This is a genomic window from Bacillus thermozeamaize (assembly GCA_002159075.1).
Lineage (GTDB): Bacteria > Bacillota > Bacilli > ZCTH02-B2 > ZCTH02-B2 > Bacillus_BB > Bacillus_BB thermozeamaize.
Window position 1 is genome coordinate 26183 of record LZRT01000079.1, and the last position, 22622, is coordinate 48804.

Genomic DNA, 22622 nt, shown 5'->3' on the forward strand with positions numbered 1-22622 from the left:
CTTCACGCAAATGGCACTGTCATTTTCATCACCGATTCTTCGCAGCTGTGAAGGCCTTCCGTGCAGCGAAATCCGGTTTGCTCCAAATCGGCCATCAGGTCGCGAATCTCCCTCAGGGACGGTTCCGCTTCCAGACACCCGACATAATCAAACGTCACTTCCAAATCCCGATGAAGCGAACGCATCCGCAACATGAGGTGATTGGCGACGAGTGGCCTGCCGCTTTCTTTCACCAGGCTGCGGGAAGGCGCCGTTTCCTTTTTAGAGGTTGTCGCATGTCGCCGGTAAATATCCAGCCATCGCTGGATCGCCCGAAAAAACACTTGCGGCCGGACCGACAAATCCGTCAGCGAAAAGCTGCGATCCAACTCCACCTCGAGACGGAGAATATCCTGTTGATAATTGTATGTCATCAGATATACGACCAGCGGCGCGTAGTCCAGCTGGATCAGCAGGCTTTCCTGCTGCATCCGCTGAGTCAGCTCCTCAACAAAGCGACGGCCTTCTTCCACCTTATGTAACACCAAATAACTGGCCAACACCTGGATGTCATTCATGAAATCGTGCCGAAGACCTCTGATGCTCTCAAGCCATCGGTTGTAAATCGTGTCATCATGACACTCATCCACGCGTTCCCCTTTTGCAGACACCGCTCCTCTCAGCTCCTCTCTATCCGGGAATCCCGGGAAACGATACGAATTTTCCGAAGAAAGGGGTTCGTTGAAAGCCATCAAGCATGTGAAAGAAAGTCACAGAAAAAGTATAACAAAAAAACCAAAAGCACCCAACCGGGGCTTTTGGTCTTCGTTGAAAGCGATGTTTCATCATCCCATGCTTGCCTGCTTGATCAGGCCTGAGCGGCAGCGGCCGCCTTGTCCGCTACAGGGTAGACACTGACTTTTTTGCGGTCGCGGCCAAGCCGTTCAAATTTCACCACGCCGTCTACCTTTGCAAAAAGGGTGTCGTCACCGCCAATGCCCACGTTGTAACCTGGATGAATCTTGGTCCCGCGTTGGCGCACCAAGATGTTGCCGGCCTTCACGAATTGGCCGTCCTGGCGCTTGACGCCCAGCCGTTTGGAAATGCTGTCGCGTCCGTTTTTGGTGCTTCCAACCCCTTTTTTCGATGCGAACAGCTGCAAATTCATTTTGATCATCGCAGTTCACCTCCTGATCATGTTCTGTTCATGCGCCGTTTCGGTCTATCCATCCGCATCCTGATCCGTCCGAATCTGCACGTACTCGCCGTATTCCGCAGCGACCGACTGCAGGGCAGCCGCCATCGCCTCAAGCAACAGCTGCACCTTGCCACGCATCGCCTCGTCGTCAATCTCCGGCAGCCGGCAACGGAGAAATCCGTCTTCCTTCACTTCGGCCGGCAATCTGATCCCCAACACCACTTCCACCGCATTGATCATGCCGATGGAAATGGCGGATACCGCTGCACAGACGATGTCTTCTCCCGGCTCCCCATAACCGGCATGGCCTTCAATCTGAAATTCCGCGACTTCGCCGTGGCGATTCCGGCGAATGAATACCTGGATCATCGGACAATCAACCGTTTATCTTCTCAATCGTCACCTTGGTATAAGGCTGACGATGACCTAGCTTCCGCTTGTAATTCTTCTTGGGCTTGTACTTGAAAACCACCAATTTTTTCCCTCGGCCGTGGCGGTCCACCACGCCTGTCACCGTCGCGCCTGCGACAAACGGCGTCCCAACCACAACACCTGCATCTTTCTTAATCAAGAGCACGCGATCAAACGTCACCCTTTCCCCTTCTTCCTGGGGAAGCTTTTCAATATAGATCACGTCGCCCTCACTGACCTTGTATTGCTTCCCGCCTGTCTCAATGATGGCGTACATCCTCATCCTCCTCGACACTCAGACTCGCCGGAACAGGTGCAGGAAATGCCTGCTTTGCACATACCTGGCCCGTGCGGTTACAAACCTTTTGAGGCACGACGCAAGTATTCTATCATATCTCGTCATGATGATCAAGGTAGATACAGCCATCTGGTCACAGTTTAAACTGCTTGACCAGATTTTCCATCTCCTGAGCCATCAGGCGGAGCTTGTTCGCAGCATCGGTGACTTCTTCAGTCGCTGCCATCTGTTCCTCTGCCGAAGCAGCCACCTGCTGGATGTTTTCCGAAGCTGATTTGGCAGATGCAGCCACCTCGTCAATGGCGGCTGCCAATTCCTCAGAACTGGCCGACATTTCTTCCGCTGTGGCGGAAGCCTCCTGAACCTGGTCAACGACACGCCTGGCCGCCTGCCAAATTTGCTGAAAAGCTTCGCCCGCCTGCTGAACCACAATCACTCCGGATGCTACATTTTTCATTCCTTCTCCGGTAGCGGCAACCGTCTGTGCGGTCTGTGCCTGGATCTGCTCAATGAGCTGGGTGATTTCCCCGGCGGAAACCCTGGATTGCTCCGCAAGATGCCGGATTTCATTGGCCACCACCGTAAACCCCCGGCCACCCTCGCCAGCCCGGGCCGCTTCAATGGAGGCGTTCAACGCCAAGAGGTTGGTTTGCGCCGCAATTTCCGTCATCACCTGAACAATTTTGCCAATTTCCTGCGACCTTTCGCCAAGCAACAAAATCTTGTCATGCAAATCCCGCATCGTGGCATGAATGGCGTTCATTTGGGCGATCACCTGTTGAAGGGATTCATTGCCCTGCTCTGCCGCCTCTTCTGTGGCCACCGAAGCGTCATAAGCAATGGCGGACACCTCGGCGATCCGCTGCACCCCTTGCGCCATTTCATCCAGCGCCTTTGCGCTGTCTCCCATCATGGTTGCCGTTTCATTTGAACCAGCAGCCACCTTGTCGATCATCCCCACCGCCTGTTCCGTCGCCTGACGGTTTTCTTCCATCACGTTGGCCAGACGGTCCGAGGTTTCAGCCACCCGGTGAGCTGTCGCAGACACTTTGTTCAGGATCTGTTTCATTTGTTCTTCCATCTGTTGGAAACTCTCGACCAAATGGCCAATTTCATCCCGCTGCCGGATATTCACACGGGTGTCGCGCAGGTCGAAGTTGGCTGCCTTGGCCATTTGCCGCTCCAGGAACTGCAGGGGACGAACAATCCGCCAACGGATGTAGAGGGCCACCAGAATCAGCCCCAAAACGGTCAATGGCAGCAAGAACAACGATTGACTGATGCGTATTTTCGCGATTTCCTGACCGGTTTGCGCCAGTCGTCGTTGGGTGTCGTCCGTGTGTTCCAGCAAGAAGGATTCCACCTGCGCCGTCAGTTGATCTGTCAGCTGATCCATCTCCTGCATCAGCCGTTTGCCCTCATCGTTCTCCTGCGGGTCCTCCAAGTCCAGAATCTGCTGGCTGAGCTGCCGGATCTTTGGCCACGTCGCAGTTACCGCTTCATATAATGCCTTTCCTTCGTCCGTCGACAGGGACGCCTCTACCGCCGCAAGACGGTTTTGGACTTCTGACGCTAATTGATGAAATTCATCGCGCAACCCCTCATCCTGCGTTCCCAAATAATCGTTTGCCGGCATGATGGCCTTTTGAACCGACAGCTGCAGCAGGGTGATACTGTTCAGCTCTTTTGTGACGGCCGTTTGCTCGTTCAAGTGGCGCTCCGAAACGTCAATCTGCAGACGCACCCAAATGCTGGTCGCCACGATGGCGATTAAAAGCACGAACATTGGACCGGCGATTTTGAATGTGAGGTTTTGCGTCCAGCCCCATTTCCTGTCTGATCCTTGCTGCCCGGTCATCCTCGTCCCCCCACTCCAAACAACTCTCCTTCCTCGGCGGACTTGGCTGCCCCTGCCAGCTTTTGTTCCATCGTCTCAAGCAGCCGGATCATCTGCTGGGAATGGTGTTCAAACGCATCCATCAGCTGCTTGAACCGCTGGCGATCGCCTTCGGCATGGGCGGCGATGGCCAAGCCGGCGGTTTCATGAAGCGATTTGTGAACCTCGTTCAACTCGCGGAAAACCGGCAGCTGCTTGAACGACGCAGGCGCGTGCCGGTCCATCCACTGTCCGAGATGGCAGGCGTGAGGATTGGCCGCCTGCTCCGGATCCAGCGGGTGATAGCCCATCACGTGGTTGTACAGCCACCACTTCCACAACAAATGATCGGTTTTGGCCTTCCGGATGAAGGCACGCTGATTGATGGCCACAAGCTTTTCCGCTTCCTGTTGCCGCATCGCATCCATTTGCAGGCTGACTTCGTACACTTCCTTGCTTACAGACACCGTCTCGTTCCGGGTTTTCTCCGCCACGCCGGCAACCTCATCCATCCGCTCCGCGATGGACTGCGCCGCGGCAGACTGTTCTTCCGTAATCGCCGCTGTCTGCTGCATGGATTGGTCCGCGTGTTTTAAAACGCTGATAATCTGCTCCAAGCTTTCATTTGCGCCTTGCGTTTCTTCCACCCAGCGCAGCACCCGCGCGTTCATCTCTTGCGAGCGCGCGGAAACGGCGTTCAGCTCATGCTGCAGCCGGTGAATCACCCGTTCAATTTCCTGAATGGAGCCTTTGGTTTGTTCCGCCAGTTTGCGGATCTCGCTGGCCACCACTGCAAAACCTCTCCCCTGCTCACCCGCACGCGCCGCTTCGATCGAAGCGTTCAACGCCAAAAGATTGGTCTGTTCAGCAATTTCCTGGATGATCTCCACCACTTTCGTGGTCTCCATCATCTGCTCCACCAGACTGTTCTGCGTATGGACGGTGTCATCCACCATGCGGGCCACGTCCTGAAAACGCCGCAACACCTTGGACAGAACATCCTGGCTTTCCTCCGCCTGTTCCATCGCCTCCCGGCTTTCATCCGAAAAGGTCATCGTGTTCTCTGCGATCTGCTCAATCGCCGCCGTCAACTGTTGCACCGCGGCACGGACATCGTGCGCCAGCGAATCCAATTGTTCCATTCTTTCCATGATGCGGCGAAAATCGGTATGCTTCACGAACACCTCCAGCGACTGACTGAGATGCTCAAAATACTTGGTCTGGTTGTTGGCATCTTCATAGGCTTGCAGAACCAGCATATTTTCCAACAACATCATGCGGTTGAAAGCCAGCAGCGCCTGCACCAGCTGTTGCGGTTTCCACATGTATTTTTTCACAATGGCAGGAATCAACCGTTCATACAGGCGCATAAAAGAGCCGATGTACCAGACCGGCAGCAGCCCGATGCGGGCATGGGTGCGGCCGATGTTTTTCCGGGAATTGACATATGCTTCATCCATCTCGCTTTGCGGGATGGAGAGCATCCATTTCCGGAATGTCGTCATCAATTGCTCCACACTTCTGTGACGCTCAATCAGCGCGCGCAACTCAGGATGCGCAAGCAGCTTGTCGTAATGTTTTTTTGTGACCGCATCCACCTCTTGTTGAAACTCTTTTTCCAGTTTTTGCAAAACGAGGAGATCCTGCTGATCCCATTCGAGGAATTGCAGCCATGCCGCAATCTCATCCGGTATTGCAGGCATCCGCCCGGATTCTGCACTCTCCATTTCACTCTCACTTCTTTCCGCATGTTGATTCAACCCGTTTTTCACCCATTGTTCCTCCTCCAGCCATCCTTTGAACCCATACGCTTGTCCGACGCTTCCTGAAAAACGCACACGGGACACCGCCAGCGCGCGGAACCGTCCCTTTTCCTAAACAGGCAACTATCAATTTTTCTATGTACACCAGAATGATACCATAATATGCCACTTGATCGAACGATAATTATTCAACCCGTTTGGAAAATACGGCTAACTCGTCAGGCATTTTCCGGGGTTCTGCTCATCCGTGGCCTTCTCATCCGCAAACAATGCACAGCGGCCTTTGCCCCCACGCTTTGCCGCATACATCGCGCCATCCGCTCTGTCCAAAAGCTCTCGTTTCGTCAATCCGTGTTGCGGATACAAGGCGATACCGACGCTTACAGAAATGCTCACTTTCCCCTCCCCTGCTGCCATTTGCAGCCCGTCAAGGCTGCCCATCAGTTTCTCCGCCACCCGCCGTGCCTGCTCCGCATTGACATCCTGGATGATCACCGCAAACTCGTCGCCGCCGAGGCGTCCGATCACATCGCTTTTTCGCAGGTTTTCCCGCAACGACTGTGCGACGAATGCCAGCACTTGGTCGCCGATCGTGTGGCCATACGTGTCGTTCACCCGTTTGAAATCGTCCAGATCGATAAACAAGAGGGCTCCCGTCTTACCGTACTGGCGCGAATACGCAAGCACCCGCTCCAGTTCCTCCTCAAACCTGCGCCGGTTGAACAGACCGGTCAGCGGATCATGGTCAGCGAGGTATTTGAAATAGGAATCGTAACACTCGATGCTCAAATCCAATACGATCCGTTTCATCAGCGACAGGAGAAACAGCTCAGTCCGTGCTGCCGTCGCCTGCTTCAGCAGATTCATGGATTGGACGATGGCTGACACGATCTCATTATAAACACTCAAAAGCCAGTCGGACTTCAAACCCATCCGCTGGCACGCCAATCCGATGCGCAAGCGCTCTCTGACATAAGACTCATCCATCCGGGATGCAAACAACAAGCGCAGAAGGCCGCTGATCGTCTCCAGCAACCGCTCCCGGTTGGCATCCTGTCCAATCCATTGGGCAATCTCTGGATGAGACGACAATCCTTCCACAACATGACCAGGGAGGCGCGAGAGCTGTTCTTTCAGATGTTTGCCCATTTCTTCCATCCGCAGCTCGTCTTCTTCAGTCCAAGAAACCAATGCCTTGCGAAGGTGCCACTGTCGTTCATCGCATGGAAGCCATTCTGCCGACTGCTTGACTTCAGAAAGCGGTTTTCCCGTCATCGTCTCCCGACCCATGTGCATGGCACCCCTTTTTCCAATTGAAAGTGGGTTGCGCTCTCGGCCTCCTCATGATGAACCGTTTTTGCTCCTATGAAAATTTTACCATGGCGTGCCAGTGCCCATCCATGCAGGCTTCGGGTCAGACAACAACATTGCGGCATGATTCGGCGAATTGTCATAAAATGCCATTCGCATCATCAGACTTTGCGTTTCAGCGCAATAATTCACGCATTTTCCGCTGTGACGCGTTCTCGTCGAAAAAAAAACGCAACAATTCCTCTTCCCCAAGCAGAAATTCCGGGAATCGGACAAACAGATGGTAACGCTCCCAGCGCATTTGCTCAAGCAAATGGCGCAACCGCATGTCCATCGTAAACGAAAGAAGCAACGGCCGATACCGGACAGCGCTTTCCGGATGCTGCCGGCGCCGCAGGAGAAAGAGCACAAACCGGTAAGGTATCTCCCGCCAATCCCGAACATTATGCACGCCCAGAAAGCAGGCGATGAGCAGCAGATTCAAGTGAATCCCCCCCGTTCCCCTCCCCCAGGCCAGGGAAAAGAGAAACAGGGCAACAGCACCCAGCACTCCCGCAATCGCCGCCTGGCGCAGCGCCCGCAAATAAGAAGCAAAGCGGTATGACACCGCCAGCAGCAATCTTCCTCCGTCCAAGGGCGGAACGGGCAGGAGGTTAAAACCGGCGATAAAGAGGTTTGCGGAAACAAAGTAATCCACCCAGAGAAGATTCCACCAGCCGAGCCAGCCAAACAACCAGGCAAACGGAAGCATCAACATATTCATCAGGGGGCCGGCGAGGATCACCATGATTTCTTCACGAACGGACTCCCTCCGCACTTCCATCCGGGCAACGCCGCCAAACGGCAGCATCACCACTTCACGTACCGTCCAATTCAACCCACGGGCCATCGACACATGTCCCAACTCATGAATCAAGACAATTCCGAACAGGGTGATCACTTCAAGAAAATGGCCCGTCACCACTGAGCCAAGCATCACGAGCCAAAAGAGGAGATGAATCCGGAAGCCAATTCCGCCAATGGTTATCCCCGGAATGACGCCTGCGCCGGCGTGACCCGGAGGGTGCATCCGTCTATTCAATGGTGATCACGGATTCAGGGTCGATAAATACTTTCCCCTGCCGAACCGCAAAAAACCACTGGCCGTCCGAATCCACGCGCCCAATCGAGTCACCCGGATAGACCCAATCCTCCTTGGCCACACTTGCGTCCCGAAGCTTTGCATACCAGGTTTGCTTGCCGCGGGAATGCTGCACCACCACCGTCAGCCCCAATCCTGGCCGCTCCGATACATCCACCACCCATCCCGTTCCCACTGCAGTGACCATGCCGCCTGCCGGGGCATTCAGAAGGATCCCTTGATGCTGGGGAGAAAACGGCTTGGCTACCTGACCCGCCAAGGCGGTCCATTCTTCCTCCTGGCTCTTCGCCGAAAAGCCAAGCCAATTGGCTGCAAACACCGGCAAAAAGGAAGGGGAACTCTGAAACTGTTCCTCATACCAGGAACTGACTTCCGCAAAGTCAAAATCCCGCTTCAACGCTTCGGTCATCCAGGCCTGGACCGGTGCCATCTGCGGGTGCGTGCTGGTTTCGATCAGCCACACACAAGCCACTAGCGCAAGCGAGAAAATCCCTTGAATGAGCCACTTTCTGACCCGTGCCGGCTCCCTCCCGCCGCTATGCCGTGGCGGTGCGGACCATCCATCCCACGTTTGACCTGTGGAGGAATCCTCTGTCATCATGCCGGCACCCCTCAGGTAATCGCTTTCCCACTTCTCTGCCCAGCGCATCCCGCCCGAAGGAAAGCCGGACTGTGCCATGGTCCCGCGTGAAAGCCGGCTCATCAACTGCCGGCGGCGTCGCTTCGGCCTGGAGCGATATCGTTTTATGGAGGGAGGTTTTCTCCACTTCACGTCTTCCCACCCTTTCCACCCAAAAGACAAGCGTTGTACTACACTTGTATGAGCAGAAAGAGCGGATTATGTGCCGTCAGCCATCAGAACCTCAGTTTTTGAACATGATCTTTTTCCGGCGCATGCCGATGTTTAGCACCAGCCCCAGGGCGACAAAATTGCTCAGCAGCGAACTGCCGCCGTAACTGACGAATGGCAGCGGAATCCCGGTAATCGGCATTAGCTGGATCGTCATGCCGATATTCTCCAGGATGTGAAATATCCACATCCCGACGACGCCCATAATCACATAGACGCCGAACGTATCCTTGGCGTCGGCGGCAATCTGGAACATGCGATACAAGAGAAGGAAGAACAACAGAAGCAACAAGCTGGCACCGACAAAACCATGTTCCTCAGCGATCACCGTGAAGATAAAATCGGAATGCACCTCCGGCACCCATTGGTATTTCCCCTGCGTTCCCTGAAACAACCCCTTGCCCAGAAGCTGGCCGGAACCGACAGCGATTAAGGACTGTTCCACCTGATATCGCAAATCGGCAGGCACCGCGTCCGGATTGATAAACGAGATCAGCCGGTTCCACTGATGCGGCTTGATCACTTCGAAAAACGCTTCGCGATCCCAGAGATACAACCCGACCAATGCCGCCACGATAATCGCCAACACCAAAAAAAGAATGAGCACGTGCTGCCAGCGAATCTTGGCGGAAATCAGCATAAAGCCGGCGCTCCAAATCAGGACCAGCGAGGTGCCGAGATCCGGTTCCTGCAGGATGAGAACCAAGGGGACGGCAAGAATCAGAAAGGGCACCAACAAATCTGAAAACCGCTCCAGCCCTTTTCCTTGCTCCTCGCGCAGCGAAAAATACCAGGCGAGCATCAGAATCAGGAAGATCTTCATCAATTCAGACGGCTGGAACTGTATCCCGCCCGGAAGCTTGTACCAAGAAAGCGCCCCTTTGCTCTCATGCCCAAACACCCGCAATCCGGCCAGCAGCAACAGGCCGGCGATATACAACGCCGGCGCAACCAGGCGGACGTAACTGTAATCAACCAGCAACACAGCCGTCATCACGACAAATCCAATGCCATACCAGAGGAGCTGCTTTTGCGGGTAATCTTGTCCAGGCACCGCACCGGTAATGCCTATGTAACTGAAAACGGCCAACCCGAGCACGATGAGGATGATATAGAGGTCCAATTCCCTGAAATACCGGAGCTGGTAACGCATGTCGAACCCCTTCCTTTCTGCCGTTCACGCGCCCGTGCTTCAAGCCCGCCGGAACATGTTCCGGAACCGCTGGAAAAACCCCTGCTCCTCCTCCAGCCTCATCAGCGGGACGCTTTCACCCATGATGCGACGGCTGATGTTGCGAAAAGCGATGGCCGCTTTGGCGGCAGGATTGATCACCGTCGGCTCGCCATGGTGGGAAGATTTGATCACCATTTCATCGTCCGGCACCACGCCGAGCAAGTCAATTGACAAAACCTGGATCATTTCCTCGACATCCATCATGTCCCCTCGTCGGGCCATGCGCGGCTTGAGGCGATTGACCACCAGACGGGGGGTGATTTTTTTCTCCGCTTCCAAAAGACCGATCACGCGATCGGCATCCCGGACCGAAGCCACTTCGGGGACACTGACGACAATCGCGTGATCCGCTCCCTCCACGGCCGTTCTGAATCCATGCTCGATGCCGGCCGGACAATCGATCAGGACATAGTCAAAATCAGCCTTCAGTTCATCCACGATTTTCTTCACCTGCGCAGGCGAAATGGCTGTCTTGTCCTTGGTCTGGGCAGCCGGCAACAGGTACAGCTCATCAAACCGCTTGTCCTTTACCAGCGCTTGCTGCAACCGGCAATCCCCTTCCGCCACATCGAGCAAGTCGTAAACGATCCGGTTTTCCAATCCCATGATCACATCCAGGTTGCGCAAGCCGATATCCGTATCAACCAGGCAGACCTTTTTTCCTGCAAGGGCCAGCGCCGTGCCTATATTGGCTGTCACCGTGGTTTTCCCGACGCCGCCTTTTCCCGAAGTGATCACAATCGCTTCACCCATTGGCACGTTCCCCTTCCTTCAGAAAATACAGGCTCAGCTCCGGCCGAATCCGGGACAAGTGGTGTATCTGGTCAATAAAGATGCGATCCCCTTCCAAATAGGCAAATTGCATGACCCAATCCGCCTCTGACCATTCCTCCGGCGGCCGGCTGATATGACCGGCGATGCGAAGCTGGGTCGGAACAAACAGGGAAGCGGCAATGATCCGATCGCGCGCTCCCCTGCAGCCTGCATGGGCGATCCCTCGCAGGGCCCCGAGCACCAGCACATCCCCCGCTGATTGAATGATCCCTCCCGGGTTGACATCCCCAAGCAGAAGGACATCCTGTTCGTACCTGAGGACCTGTCCTGAACGCACCGTACCTGAAACGATACGCAAATTACGGGTGTGGCTGGCCTGCAGAAGAGAGGGGGAATCTGACCGGATTTCGCGGATGACCAAACTTTTCTGCCCCGCAAACACCTGACGGAGAGCCTCTTCTTGGGCAGCCGTCAGTGCCCGCCTGCCAAGCTGAATGGTCACGTTCATCGCCGGTCCGTCAAAAAAGTGCTCATGGGCCTCCTGCAACTTGAATTCCAGCTCCGATAACACCTCCGCAAAGTCAGCCTCATCCTCAAGCAGAAAAAGCAGCCCATCTTTCATTCCCTTGATGATCACCCGGCTTCGCTTCCCTTCCACCGCCACCACCCCATTGAAATACAGTTCATCCCTAAATTCGCCAATTTCTTCCGGAATTCCTGCTCCCGCCTTCGCCTTTACCGGTCTTCCCCTTGCGTTTCCTTCTTATCCAGGCCAAAATAGGCCTCGATGATCTTGCGCGACACCGGACCGCTGACGGCCGAACCGGCACCGCCTTTGGGAATGACGACGACAAAGGCAATTTCCGGATTGTGATAAGGAGCATAGCCCAAAATCAACGAGTTGTCCCCTGCGCCGGTCTGCGCCGTCCCTGTCTTGGCCGCGACCTGGAAGGGCAATCCCTGATAGACACGATAACCCGTTCCGCCTGGCGAGGCCACCATCCGCATCCCTTCCTGCACATCCTTGATGTAGGCCGGATTCATCGGCAATCGGTTCAAGACCTTGGGCGTCTTGCGCCAGATCACTTCCGCCTCCTCACCTGGTCTGTCCGTTCCCCGCCGGATCTCCTGCACCAGGTAGGGCTGCATTCGATAACCGCCGTTGGCAATCGTTGCCACGTATTGGGCCAGCTGGATCGGGGTGTAGTTGTGGTACTGGCCGAAGGTCATATAGAGCAAGTTCCCGTAATACTTATCACGCCCCCGCAGACCAATCGACTCCTTCGGGAGATCAATGCCTGTCTTCTGCCCCAGGCCGAACATCTGGTAATAACGGTCAAACACGGGAAAGAGATCTTGGTATGGACCCGGGTGACGCTTCACCATCCGTTCCCCGATCCCCACCATAAAGACGTTGGAAGAACGTTGCAGTGCCACCTTGGCCGTGATCATCCCCGAGGCCCGGCCACCGTCTGAAACCGTTCTTCCGCCCCCGATATGAATCACCCCGGCAGGCAACCGTGACTTAGGGGTAATCACCCCTTCGTGCATACCCATCAGGACCGTGGCCGGTTTGACGACCGATCCGGGAGTATAGCTGCCGTTAATCGCGATGTTCTGCTCGCGTCCCTGTATCTCTTTTGCGTAAACTTCCGGTGAGATCTTGCCATTAAAAATATTGGGATCAAAATTGGGGTAGTTGGCCATCGCCTTGACGGCGCCCGTCTTGGGGTCCAGAACGACCGCCGAAGCCTGCCTGACGCCTTTCTTCGCCAGACTGCGCACCGTTTCCGCGAGAATCGCCTCCACCTTGGCCTGGAAATCACGGTCAATCGTCAGCACCAGGTCATGCCCCCGCACGGGAGCCACCACATTTTTCTTCCCGACCTGCTCATAACGGGAGTTGACCAACACTTCCATATACCCGTCAATGCCCTTCAGCACGTCCTCATACTGCGCTTCCAGCCCGAACACGCCGACGCGATCATCCGCCCGGTACCCCTTGGCCAGATATTTGTCCTTCTCATCCGCCGGGACCGGACGCGTGTAACCCAGCACATGGCTTAAAAAATTGCCGTAAACATACTTGCGCATCGGTTCCGGGACGACATCCACCCCCGGCAGCTCGTTCCGGTGTTCTTCCAGGTAGGCCATCACTTCCGGCGATATGCCCGACTTGATCCTGCGGGGAATGTAACTGGACATCCGCCGCTGCGGCCCCACATCCATCGCCTCCAGGACCTCTTTCGGTTCCATCTCCAGAACCTTTGCCAGGTGCTCCGCAATCGCCTGAATGTCCTGCTTAGGCTGGTTCCTGCCTTCCAACGGCTGAAACGTGACGGTAAACACCGTCTGGTTATCCACCAGGACCTCCCCGGAAGCGTCCAGGATCCGCCCACGCGGCGCGGTAATGGGCAGGCGCTTCAACTGGTTGTTTTCCGAAAGCATCGCATAGGTCTCTCCAGCCACCAGCTGAACGTGGGCAAGGCGCAACACCAGTACCGCGAAAACCACGAAAACAATGAAGAAAAGCAGCATCAAACGCCTGGCCAGCTGCTTGTCTTCCTTCGGTTCCAGCAACTTTTTTTCCTGCTCTGCCGTCTCTCTCAATCCCGTCCCACCTCACTTGTTGCGACGCGGTCAAGCAAGCGGCGCATCATGGGGTACAGGCACAAGGCAAACAGCACGTTGGCGACCATTGTGGGCAGGAATCGGTGAAGCAACACCCACTCCAACGGCACCGTAAAAGAAATAAACAACCGGTAAACGGTCAACAGCGCAGCCTGGTAAAACAAATCTCCCACGGCGGCCACAAGCAAGAGAAACCAAAAACCGGGTTGGATCAAACGGCTCAACGATCCCGCCAGAAAACAGACCAGGCCCATTGCCACGGCGGAGGGCCCAAGCGTAAAACCGTAGATCAGATCTTTGGCCAAGCCGACCAAGGCGCCCGCAGCCAACCCCTGATATGGCCCATGATAAACCGCCCACCAGGCGGCAACCACCAGGGTCAGGTGAGGCGAAACCATCTGGCTTGCCCCCCACACATCCGGAGAAAACCATTGCAACACGGTTCCATCCAGAACAAAAGCCACGAACCCCCACAGGACAAACATGAGATGCTGCTTTCCGTTTCGCACGCCTGGAGCCATCATCGCTCCATCCCGCCCATGATCACAAACACCTCATCCAAATGAACCAGATCGGCAGCCGGACGCACCCGGGCCTCCAGGGACAATCCGTTCTCTCCCGTCTGCACCGACTCAATGGTGCCAATGAGCAAGCCAGGCGGAAAGATCCCTCCGAATCCGGAAGTGACCACCCGTTGTCCCGGCTCAATCGCATCTTCCAGCGGCACTTTTGACAGAATCAACGTCCCTTGCTGCGCGTCGTAGCCATCAATCACGCCGATCGCCCGCGATGGCCCCTGCACCACCGCCGAAACCCGGCTGCCGTTTTCCACGTCCGTAATCAGCTGGACATTGGCCGATGAATGGCTCACCTGAACCACCTTGCCAATCACACCCCGGGGCGTGATCACGGCCATGTTCGGCCGCACGCCATCTTTTTCTCCCAGGTCGATGACCAGCACGTTATTCATCCACCGATCCGGATCGCGAGCCACCACCCGGGCCAGTTTCAGCGTGTAGTTGTTCTCCTTCTGCTGGTAGTCCAGCATCTCTTTCAACCGTTTGTTTTGCGCCCGCAACTCCTCGTTTTCAGCGGCCAATTGCGCATAATGCTCCAGGCTTTTTTTCAGCACCTGGTTTTCTTCATATAACTGGAACATGCCGCTCATATCCTGAAACAAGCCCGCTACAGCGCGAGCGGGCTTGTTCAGTTGGTCTTGTGTCCATGTCAACACATCTTTGAACACTTTTTCCGGAAAGCTCAGCGTCATCCGCGTGCCGGCCGTCATCCCGATCAGTGCCGCAGCCAACATGATACCCAAAAGGATCAGAATCAGTGTCCTACCAATTTTTGACAACAGAAACACCCACTTACCGGTTCTTCACTGCTATGTTCACATGAAACAAGCCATAGGCCATGGCCGTCGTCTGACTAGATGTTCAGGAGCCTGTTTCGCGATTTGAAAAGATGGAGGTTTTCCAAGGCCCGCCCTGTGCCGATGGCCACACAATCCAGCGGATTCTCCGCCACAAACACCGGCATCCCGGTCTCCTGGGCGATCAGCCGATCCAGATTTCGCAGCAATGCCCCGCCGCCCGTCAGGACGATGCCGCGATCCATGATATCAGCAGCAAGTTCAGGCGGCGTTTTTTCCAGCGTGACCTTGACCGCCTCGACAATGGCACTGGTGGGTTCAGCCAGCGCCTCAGCCACCTCTCTGGCCGTGATATGAATCGTCTTCGGAAGTCCGGTCACCAGATCGCGGCCGCGGATCTCGCTTTTCATATTTTCCTCCGGCACAATCGCCGAACCGATATCCATTTTCAGCATTTCCGCCGTGCGTTCCCCGATGAGCAGGTTATAAGTGCGCTTGATATACTGAATCACCGCCTCATCCATCTCATCGCCTGCGATGCGAATGGAACGGCAAGTGACGATGCCGCCCAACGAGATAATCGCCACTTCGGTCGTTCCGCCGCCGATATCCACGACCATGCTGCCTGTAGGCTCCCATACCGGCAAGTCGGCGCCTATCGCCGCCGCAAACGGCTCCTCAATGGTAAAGGCTTCCCGTGCGCCGGCATTTCTCGTCGCATCCTCCACCGCGCGCTTTTCGACCGACGTGATTCCGGAAGGAACACAGACCATCACATAGGGCTTGCGTTTGATGAAACGGTTGTTCGTCTTCAGCGCTTCGTTGATAAAATAGCGCAACATCGTCTCCGTCGTCTCAAAATCAGCTATCACGCCGTCTTTCATCGGCCGCACCGCTACGATGTTGCCCGGCGTCCGGCCGATCATTTTTTTGGCCGCTTCACCCACCGCCTCAATCGTATTGGTATCCGTGCGCAACGCGACGACGGATGGTTCGCGCAACACAACGCCCTTCCCCTTGACATAAACCAGTGTATTGGCCGTTCCCAGATCGATACCCAAATCCCTTGCAAATGCCATATGGATTGTTCTCCCTTCTTTTTCAGAACCGTTTTTCGAGATATGCTGCAGATTGACTTCGGCTTGGATATGTGAAGGACTGTGTGAGTGACGGTATTCATTGTCAAAAGGATCTGAATTGGAAGAGGCAAGCCGGACCTTCGACCATCTTGCTGTCTCATTTTCTAAATGAAGATGGAAAGGCCCGCTTCCGTTCATGGAGGAAAAACAAAATGGCCATACAATCGAATATTATACCGCAAATGGCCCATTTCTGTAAGCCGCTGTTTGAGGGGGAAGGGATGAATTTTTTATGGAAAAAAGAACCTTTTCGCCTATGTACCTATTTGGCTTATGCATCCATGGTTTACATGAATCCTTTTTCCTTCATGCTGGTATAGCGCCTGTCGCCAATGATGATGTGATCAAGCACCTCAATCCCCAGAATCTTCCCCGCTTCCACCAGCCGCCTGGTCACCTCCACGTCCTCAGGACTGGGCGTCGGATCGCCGCTGGGATGATTGTGGAGACAAATGATCGAAGCGCTGTTGCGCTTGATCGCCGCCTGGAACACTTCCCGCGGATGGACGATGGATGCGTTCAGACTGCCGACGAAAATCGTCTCATGGGCGCTCACCTGATTCTTCGTGTTCAGAAACAGGACCACAAAATGCTCCTGCGCAAGATAACGCATTTCTTCCATCATGTAGTGGGCCGCATCCCTTGGCGTGCGAATCGTGACCCTTTCGCGAAACTGGCTGTCCCGCGCGATGCGGCGTCCCAGCTCAATGCCGGCCTTTACCTGGACCGCCTTGGCCAGCCCTATCCCCTTTTTCTGCATCAATTCCTCCAGTCGGAGGCGCATCAGCCCGCTCAACCCTTCCGCTTCAACCAACAGACGCTGCGCAAGCGACAGCGCCGACTCCCGGGCATAACCCGTGCGCAAGAGAATCGCCAGCAGCTCGGCATTGCTCAAGGCTTCCGCCCCGAACTGCAACATCCGCTCGCGCGGACGTTCCTCCTCCGGCACATCACGAATCATGATCTGATTCCGTTCCACCGCCTGGATTTCCCGTTCCATGAGCTCCCTACCTCCAGTACGAAAATGCAAAATATTCCATTCTCTTGCAGTTTACCAAACGGCCGTTTCCATAACAAGACCGGCCGTCGTGCTCTACCAATACACGCAACGCTTGCAAAAAATCATTGAAAACCATTCTCATCTGTGATAATGTCATTGAATGAAAATAATTCTCATTATCATTCTTCGTCAGGAGTGGATGGTGAGCATGAAGAAACGGCATCTATTATCCGTCATGATGCTCGGAGTTTCCTTGTTGTTGATCGGATGTTCCGCAAACCAGCAAACCAATTCCTCTGAATCACCGGCTCGCCAGGAAAACACCGGGCAGGCCGCGCCCACATCAGGCACTGCCGATACCCATTCCGACGCCGATTTCAAAGATGCGGTGGAAGGGTACCGACAATATGTGATTGAACAAAGCGACCTGTTCGTCAAGGCGACGGAAGAATTCGTCGCGGCCGTAAAATCGGGCGATCTTGACAAAAGCAAAGCGCTGTACGCTCCCACCCGCATGTACTACGAGCGGATTGAGCCGATCGCCGAATCATTCGGCGATCTGGACCCGAACATCGACGCGCGGGAAAATGACGTCGACGAAAAAGAGTGGCGGGGTTTCCACCGGATTGAAAAGGCCCTTTGGGTGGATCAGACGACCAACGGAATGGAAAGTTTCGCCGATCAGCTTTTAAACGACGCCAAGCAGCTGCGGGCATTGGTCGAAACGGTCGAAATCGACCCCAGCATGCTCATCACCGGTGCGGTGGAATTGTTGAACGAAGTGTCTTCCACCAAGGTCACGGGTGAAGAAGAACGGTATTCCCATACCGATTTGTACGATTTTGCCGCCAATGTGGAGGGTGCTTTGAAAATTTTCGAACTGCTGCAGCCGGCGCTGGAGAAAAAGGATCCCACCCTGGCAAAAACCATTGAAGCACGGTTTGACGACGTGTTCCAGGCGCTCGCTCCCTATAAAAAAGGCGACGGATATGTCCTGTACACCGAACTGACGCAAGAGGAGACCAAAAAACTCAGCCAAGTTATCGACGCCTTGGCAGAACCGCTGTCCAATATGGGAACCATCCTGGGGACATAAATGGCGAATGAAAGTTGGGGAAAAGACGGGGGAAACCAAGATGGGGGAACCAAAAATGGGAGAATCCAAGACGGAAAAATCAAAGCAGACAATCACCCGGCGCGACTGGCTGAAAATGATGGGCATGGGCGGCATCGGTCTTTTACTGGGATATTTTGGAGGCAGCGGCCTGCTGGCGCCATCCTTCAAGTTTGCCAAATCCCCGGGCAACACGGTGCCGGCACAGCGGACGAACGGGCAGGTTCCTTTCTACGGGACACATCAGGCAGGCATCAGCACACCGCCGCAAAACTTTCTGTGCTTTGCGGCCTTTGATGTCACCACAAACAAGCTGTCGGAGCTTGCCAGTCTGTTTCGTGCCTGGACGGAAGCCGCTGCGGCAATGTGCAGCGGAAAACTGGTGGGAACACAAAACGAACATCCCCATTTGCCGCCTTCTGATACAGGGGAAGCAGCCGGCCTCGGTCCTTCCAGACTGACGATCACGTTTGGCGTCGGCCCGTCTCTCTTCGACCGGCGGTTTGGGCTTGCCTCCAAACGCCCTCCCGCACTGGCCGATCTGCCGCGCTTTCCGGGAGACAACCTGCAAAGCGAATGGTGCGGCGGAGATATAGGCGTGCAGGTGTGTGCGGATGATCTGCAGGTGGCCTTTCACGCCGTGCGCAACCTGGCACGCATCGCGCGGGGAGCGGCTGTCCTGCGGTGGATGCAGGAAGGATTTCAGCGGCTGGGAACACCAGGCCAAATCAATGAAACACCGCGCAATCTGCTAGGTTTTAAAGATGGTACGGTCAACCCCGACGTCAACGACAAAAAAGTCATGAACCAGGTTGTCTGGGTGCAGCCTTCCGACGGCCCCGCATGGATGGTCCATGGCACCTACATGGTGGTCAGGCGCATTCGCATGCACATTGAAATATGGGACCGCACCACGCTCAGCGAGCAGGAGGCCACGTTTGGCCGCTACCGGAAGAGCGGCGCTCCCCTCGGCATGAAGGATGAGTTCGACCCGCTTCCACTGGATGCCAAAAACGAAAAAGGCGAGTGGGTGATCCCCTGGAATTCCCACGTCCGGCTGGCGCATGGGAACGGCACGGAACAGATTTTGCGCCGTTCCTATTCCTATTCCAGCGGAATGGACACCCGTACGGGCAAACTGGATGCGGGACTGGTATTCATTTGTTTCCAGCGCGATCCGCGGAAACAGTTTATCCCCATTCAGCAGCGTCTGGCCGCCAACGACAAATTGAACGAATACATCGTGCATGTGGGAAGCGCGGTTTTTGCCTGCTTGCCGGGCACCCGTGCAGGCGGCTATATCGGCGAAACCCTCTTTGGGAGTTAGAAAAAATTTGAAAGAAAAAGTCCGAACAAACAGCGCGGAGGGGAACGCGAAAATGTATGAAGGAAAAGCGCATTGGATGTTGAAGGCGGGGATGGTCTTCATCGCCGCCGTATTCTTGTTGCTTTTTCCAGCAGGAAAAGGAGGGGCAGCGGCACAGGAACCGCATGAACCGGACATCCAGCGCACATTGTTGCCGCTGGTCGGAGGCGCTCTTGTGGAAGCCAGGGACGGCCACTGGGACAAAGCCGCTGCGGAACTGGAGCAATTCGAAAAACAATGGCAAGCGTTCCATCCCGCCAAAACGCCCCTGGCCGAAAATGTGGCCACGGCACTGGCCGAAGCCAGGCAAGCGCTGGCCGGCAGCGGAACCAAACCGGACGAAGCTTACGCGGCCATTTCCAGGCTGGCCAAAGCCACTCAAACATTTGTCAACACCCAGCAGACCGGCGGCCAAAAAACGGACGGCAAAGAAGCGGCAAAATCGCTGCTGCCCACGTTGCGGCAATGTTTGAGCGAAATCCGGCAACAAAATTGGGACCAAGCCAATCAGGCGTTTAAACGGTTTGATGCCCAGTGGTTGAAAATGGAATCAGCCATCCGGGCAGACAACAAGCAAGTATACGGAGAGATTGAGACAAAAATGAGCCTGGCCCGGATCTCCCTGCAGGCAGAACCCCCAAAAGCAGAAGCAGCAGAAAGCCAAGTGGCCGCATTGCTCCAGACGGTTGAAAATTACGCGCATGGAAAAATGCAGGAAAATCCAGACGGAGCGGATCATCCAAACTCGTCACGCCAGTGGACCGTTCAGGACGCCATGGACCTGCTGAATCAGGCAGACGGCGCGATCCGCTCCGGCAACATCCAGGAAGCGGCCAATCACCTGCAGTCCTTTATCAACGCCTGGCTGGCCATTGAAGGCGTCGTGCAAACCCGCGACCCGCAAACCTATGCCCGCATCGAAAACCAGATGACGGAAGCGGTCAGCGATCTCCTGTCCAATCCTCCGAGGGTGGACCAAGCCTCCAAAACCATTGCCGCCCTCCAGTCGGAACTGGCACCCTTTGCAAACCAAAGCCGTTACACCGCCTGGGATGCCGCCGCCATCCTGTTGCGCGAAGGACTTGAAGCGCTGCTGATCCTGGCTGCTTTGCTGGCTTTCCTGCGCCGTACCGGCAATGCGTCCAGGCAAAAATGGGTCTGGAACGGCGCCATCGCCGGGCTTCTCACCAGCGCTTTGCTGGCCATCGTGTTAAACTATGCGCTCTCCAATGCGGCCACCGGCAGCGCCCGCGAATTGCTGGAAGGAAGCATCGGTCTGATTGCGGTCGTTCTGATGCTGGCCGTCGGCATCTGGCTGCATGAAAAATCCCGCATGAAAGCCTGGAACGAATATATACGACAACAGGTTGGGATGGCGCTGGCAAGTGGCAACCTGTGGTCGCTGTTCCTGGTTTCTGGCCTTGCGATTCTGCGCGAGGGGGCCGAAACAACCATTTTTTACATCGGCATGGCTCCATCGATTCACCCGGCACAACTCCTCACGGGCATCGGCATGGCCGCGGTTTTGCTCTTGCTGCTCGGATTTGTGATTGTCAAAGGCAGCGCCTGGATTCCATTGCGCCCGCTTTTTCTGGGCGGGACGGTTCTCATTTATTATCTGGTGATCAAATTTCTCGGCGAAAGTATCCACGCCTTGCAGGTGGCGGGAAACATCTCATCCCACGTTTCGGAATTCCTTCCGTCATGGAACTGGATCGGGTGCTATCCCACATGGGAAACATTTATTCCGCAAGTGATGGTGCTGTTGTTCATCCTGTTTCAAGTATTCCGGGTGGAACGGAAGGCAGTCCGACAAAATCATGTCTATGACGCGGCCAAATGATTATGCCAAACCATGCTGCCAATAATGCGGAAAACAGGCCCATTTCTTCGCGATGCCGGCTTTCGCGAGAAATCTGGCCTGTTCGGTTTGGATTGATCTCATCATCGTGCGATAGATATAAAGTCCTTATCCTTGCTCAGCAATTGGCAGTCAGATTCTATCGCCACAGCCGCAATCAAACAATCTATAGTCTTCCTTATTGTAAACCCTTTATTGCGACACGTACGATATATTTCTGCCGCATGAATATAGGTTTTCACAGGCACGGCATGCAAAATATTTAACCGCAACAAAAGGTCTTTAACCCGTTCATACTGACGATGGTCACGAATTCCTTGCAAAATTTCTGTCAAAATTAGATCTGTTAAAGATACCTGAACATGATTGATTATCAATTGACGAAGTAGATCTTTCTCCTTTGAATTCGTACCATTGAAAAAGTCAATCCATACACTGGTATCTACTAAGATCATTAACGGTCAGCTCTCATCTCATCCAAGTTGCCTTCCCACTTCACTTTTCCTTCCAATTCAAGTAAATCGTTAAATATCTCTTTGTTCAACACATGATATACTGCATATTGAACGGCCTCATCGTCAGAAGCAGTATTAAACCATTCCTTTAACTTCTGCAAGTCTTTTTCATCTAACACGATGCTAACGTGTTTCATCCTTGATGCTCCTTTCAAGCGAAAATCCATTCCGCCTCCAGTCTTTTTCTTAAATATTATATTATTAAATCATTTATCAAACAATCGCCAAACATAGGAATCTGATCTAGAACCCACACAAAAGTTCACCCCGTCGCAATCGGTGAAAGCAATGTCATTACTGTCCACCCCATGAACAGGCCGACCATCACCGCACCGGCGACAATCATCAACCCCGTCATCACAGGTGATTGTCGCCAGCGCGGCGGCCATCTGTCGCCAGACGCTTCATGGACAGAGGCAGCGGCGGCAGAAGGTTCGCTCAAGGAATCGTCCTTGGCAAATGGGAATCGCTTCGCTGCCGGCTGCGTTTCATCGGGCCGGTTCAGAAAGGGCCGGTTCGGTTCGCTTGGAAACAACGCCGCGGCCTCCCCTGACCCTGATGGATGTTCCGGATGAAGCGCGGGTGATCGTCCATGCTGACGGCTGAGATGGTGACGGTCGGCATGAAAAGCGAGGCGCCCGGACGGTTCATGACATTCCTTTTCCCTTTCGGAAAACGCCCGAATGCGAACCATGGGCCCGTCCATCGATTTCCTGTTCATCCACTTGTTCAAATCCTCATTCATCCATGACACGCTCCTCCTAAGCTGATTGGTACCATCCTATG

Annotated in this window: 23 protein-coding genes; 3 read left to right on the forward strand and 20 right to left on the reverse strand. The window is 54.7% G+C overall.

Annotation, left to right across the window (positions count from 1 at the left end; genetic code table 11):
• Positions 1–2: 2 nt before the first annotated feature.
• The 17 genes from BAA01_08975 to BAA01_09055 form a co-directional block, all read right to left on the reverse strand.
• Positions 3–650, reverse strand: a complete 648-nt coding sequence (locus tag BAA01_08975; protein OUM87194.1) for a hypothetical protein — start codon at positions 648–650, stop codon at positions 3–5.
• A gap of 197 nt (positions 651–847) precedes the next feature.
• Positions 848–1156 (reverse strand): 50S ribosomal protein L27, encoded by a 309-nt coding sequence (locus tag BAA01_08980; GenBank protein ID OUM87195.1) that lies wholly within the window; start codon positions 1154–1156, stop codon positions 848–850.
• A 45-nt stretch (positions 1157–1201) separates the two neighbouring features.
• Positions 1202–1546 (reverse strand): hypothetical protein, encoded by a 345-nt coding sequence (locus BAA01_08985; GenBank protein ID OUM87196.1) that lies wholly within the window; start codon positions 1544–1546, stop codon positions 1202–1204.
• A gap of 7 nt (positions 1547–1553) precedes the next feature.
• Positions 1554–1865, reverse strand: a complete 312-nt coding sequence (locus BAA01_08990; GenBank protein OUM87197.1) for a 50S ribosomal protein L21 — start codon at positions 1863–1865, stop codon at positions 1554–1556.
• Between the two features lie 154 nt (positions 1866–2019).
• Positions 2020–3744, reverse strand: a complete 1725-nt coding sequence (locus tag BAA01_08995) for a hypothetical protein (GenBank protein ID OUM87198.1) — start codon at positions 3742–3744, stop codon at positions 2020–2022.
• Positions 3741–5609 (reverse strand): hypothetical protein, encoded by a 1869-nt coding sequence (locus BAA01_09000; protein ID OUM87199.1) that lies wholly within the window; start codon positions 5607–5609, stop codon positions 3741–3743. The genes BAA01_08995 and BAA01_09000 overlap by 4 nt, the downstream gene beginning before the upstream one ends.
• Positions 5610–5735: 126 nt before the next feature.
• Positions 5736–6815 carry a hypothetical protein gene (locus BAA01_09005; GenBank protein ID OUM87200.1) on the reverse strand — a complete coding sequence of 360 codons (1080 nt, stop codon included), beginning with the start codon at positions 6813–6815 and terminating at the stop codon, positions 5736–5738.
• 196 nt (positions 6816–7011) lie between these two features.
• A complete protein-coding gene (locus BAA01_09010) occupies positions 7012–7905 on the reverse strand; it encodes a hypothetical protein (GenBank protein OUM87201.1) in 894 nt (297 codons plus the stop codon).
• A gap of 4 nt (positions 7906–7909) precedes the next feature.
• Entirely contained in the window at positions 7910–8749 is an 840-nt protein-coding gene (locus tag BAA01_09015; GenBank protein OUM87202.1) for a hypothetical protein, read from the reverse strand.
• A 91-nt stretch (positions 8750–8840) separates the two neighbouring features.
• The gene (locus BAA01_09020; protein ID OUM87203.1) at positions 8841–9980 is read right to left on the reverse strand and encodes a rod shape-determining protein RodA; all 1140 of its coding nucleotides are present in this window, start codon (positions 9978–9980) and stop codon (positions 8841–8843) included.
• Positions 9981–10019: 39 nt separating this feature from the next.
• Positions 10020–10814 carry a septum site-determining protein MinD gene (locus BAA01_09025; GenBank protein OUM87204.1) on the reverse strand — a complete coding sequence of 265 codons (795 nt, stop codon included), beginning with the start codon at positions 10812–10814 and terminating at the stop codon, positions 10020–10022.
• Entirely contained in the window at positions 10807–11457 is a 651-nt protein-coding gene (locus tag BAA01_09030; protein OUM87234.1) for a hypothetical protein, read from the reverse strand. Before BAA01_09030 ends, BAA01_09025 begins: the two co-directional genes overlap by 8 nt.
• A 113-nt stretch (positions 11458–11570) precedes the next feature.
• A complete protein-coding gene (locus tag BAA01_09035) occupies positions 11571–13445 on the reverse strand; it encodes a hypothetical protein (GenBank protein OUM87205.1) in 1875 nt (624 codons plus the stop codon).
• Positions 13442–13987: a rod shape-determining protein MreD gene (locus tag BAA01_09040; GenBank protein OUM87206.1), complete on the reverse strand. Its 546-nt coding sequence runs from the start codon at positions 13985–13987 to the stop codon at positions 13442–13444. Before BAA01_09040 ends, BAA01_09035 begins: the two co-directional genes overlap by 4 nt.
• Positions 13987–14823 (reverse strand): rod shape-determining protein MreC, encoded by an 837-nt coding sequence (locus tag BAA01_09045; protein OUM87235.1) that lies wholly within the window; start codon positions 14821–14823, stop codon positions 13987–13989. The genes BAA01_09040 and BAA01_09045 overlap by 1 nt, the downstream gene beginning before the upstream one ends.
• 74 nt (positions 14824–14897) lie before the next feature.
• Positions 14898–15920: a rod shape-determining protein gene (locus BAA01_09050; protein OUM87207.1), complete on the reverse strand. Its 1023-nt coding sequence runs from the start codon at positions 15918–15920 to the stop codon at positions 14898–14900.
• Between the two features lie 346 nt (positions 15921–16266).
• Positions 16267–16959 (reverse strand): hypothetical protein, encoded by a 693-nt coding sequence (locus tag BAA01_09055; protein OUM87236.1) that lies wholly within the window; start codon positions 16957–16959, stop codon positions 16267–16269.
• A gap of 229 nt (positions 16960–17188) precedes the next feature.
• Between BAA01_09055 and BAA01_09060 the strand changes: the two genes are divergently transcribed.
• Genes BAA01_09060 through BAA01_09070 form a run of 3 tightly spaced genes read left to right on the forward strand, consistent with a single transcriptional unit; the run spans position 17189 to position 21303 of the window.
• A complete protein-coding gene (locus BAA01_09060; protein OUM87208.1) occupies positions 17189–18076 on the forward strand; it encodes an iron ABC transporter substrate-binding protein in 888 nt (295 codons plus the stop codon).
• Between the two features lie 55 nt (positions 18077–18131).
• Positions 18132–19421, forward strand: a complete 1290-nt coding sequence (locus BAA01_09065; GenBank protein ID OUM87237.1) for a deferrochelatase — start codon at positions 18132–18134, stop codon at positions 19419–19421.
• Between the two features lie 52 nt (positions 19422–19473).
• Positions 19474–21303, forward strand: coding sequence for an iron permease (locus BAA01_09070; protein ID OUM87209.1), 1830 nt, complete (start codon positions 19474–19476; stop codon positions 21301–21303).
• Positions 21304–21404: 101 nt separating this feature from the next.
• On the opposite strand, the gene BAA01_09075 is transcribed toward BAA01_09070, so the two are convergent.
• From BAA01_09075 to BAA01_09085, 3 genes are all read right to left on the reverse strand, one after another.
• Entirely contained in the window at positions 21405–21776 is a 372-nt protein-coding gene (locus BAA01_09075; protein ID OUM87210.1) for a hypothetical protein, read from the reverse strand.
• Entirely contained in the window at positions 21776–21973 is a 198-nt protein-coding gene (locus BAA01_09080; protein ID OUM87211.1) for a hypothetical protein, read from the reverse strand. The genes BAA01_09075 and BAA01_09080 overlap by 1 nt, the downstream gene beginning before the upstream one ends.
• A 125-nt stretch (positions 21974–22098) precedes the next feature.
• Positions 22099–22581 (reverse strand): hypothetical protein, encoded by a 483-nt coding sequence (locus BAA01_09085; protein OUM87212.1) that lies wholly within the window; start codon positions 22579–22581, stop codon positions 22099–22101.
• Positions 22582–22622: the final 41 nt, after the last annotated feature.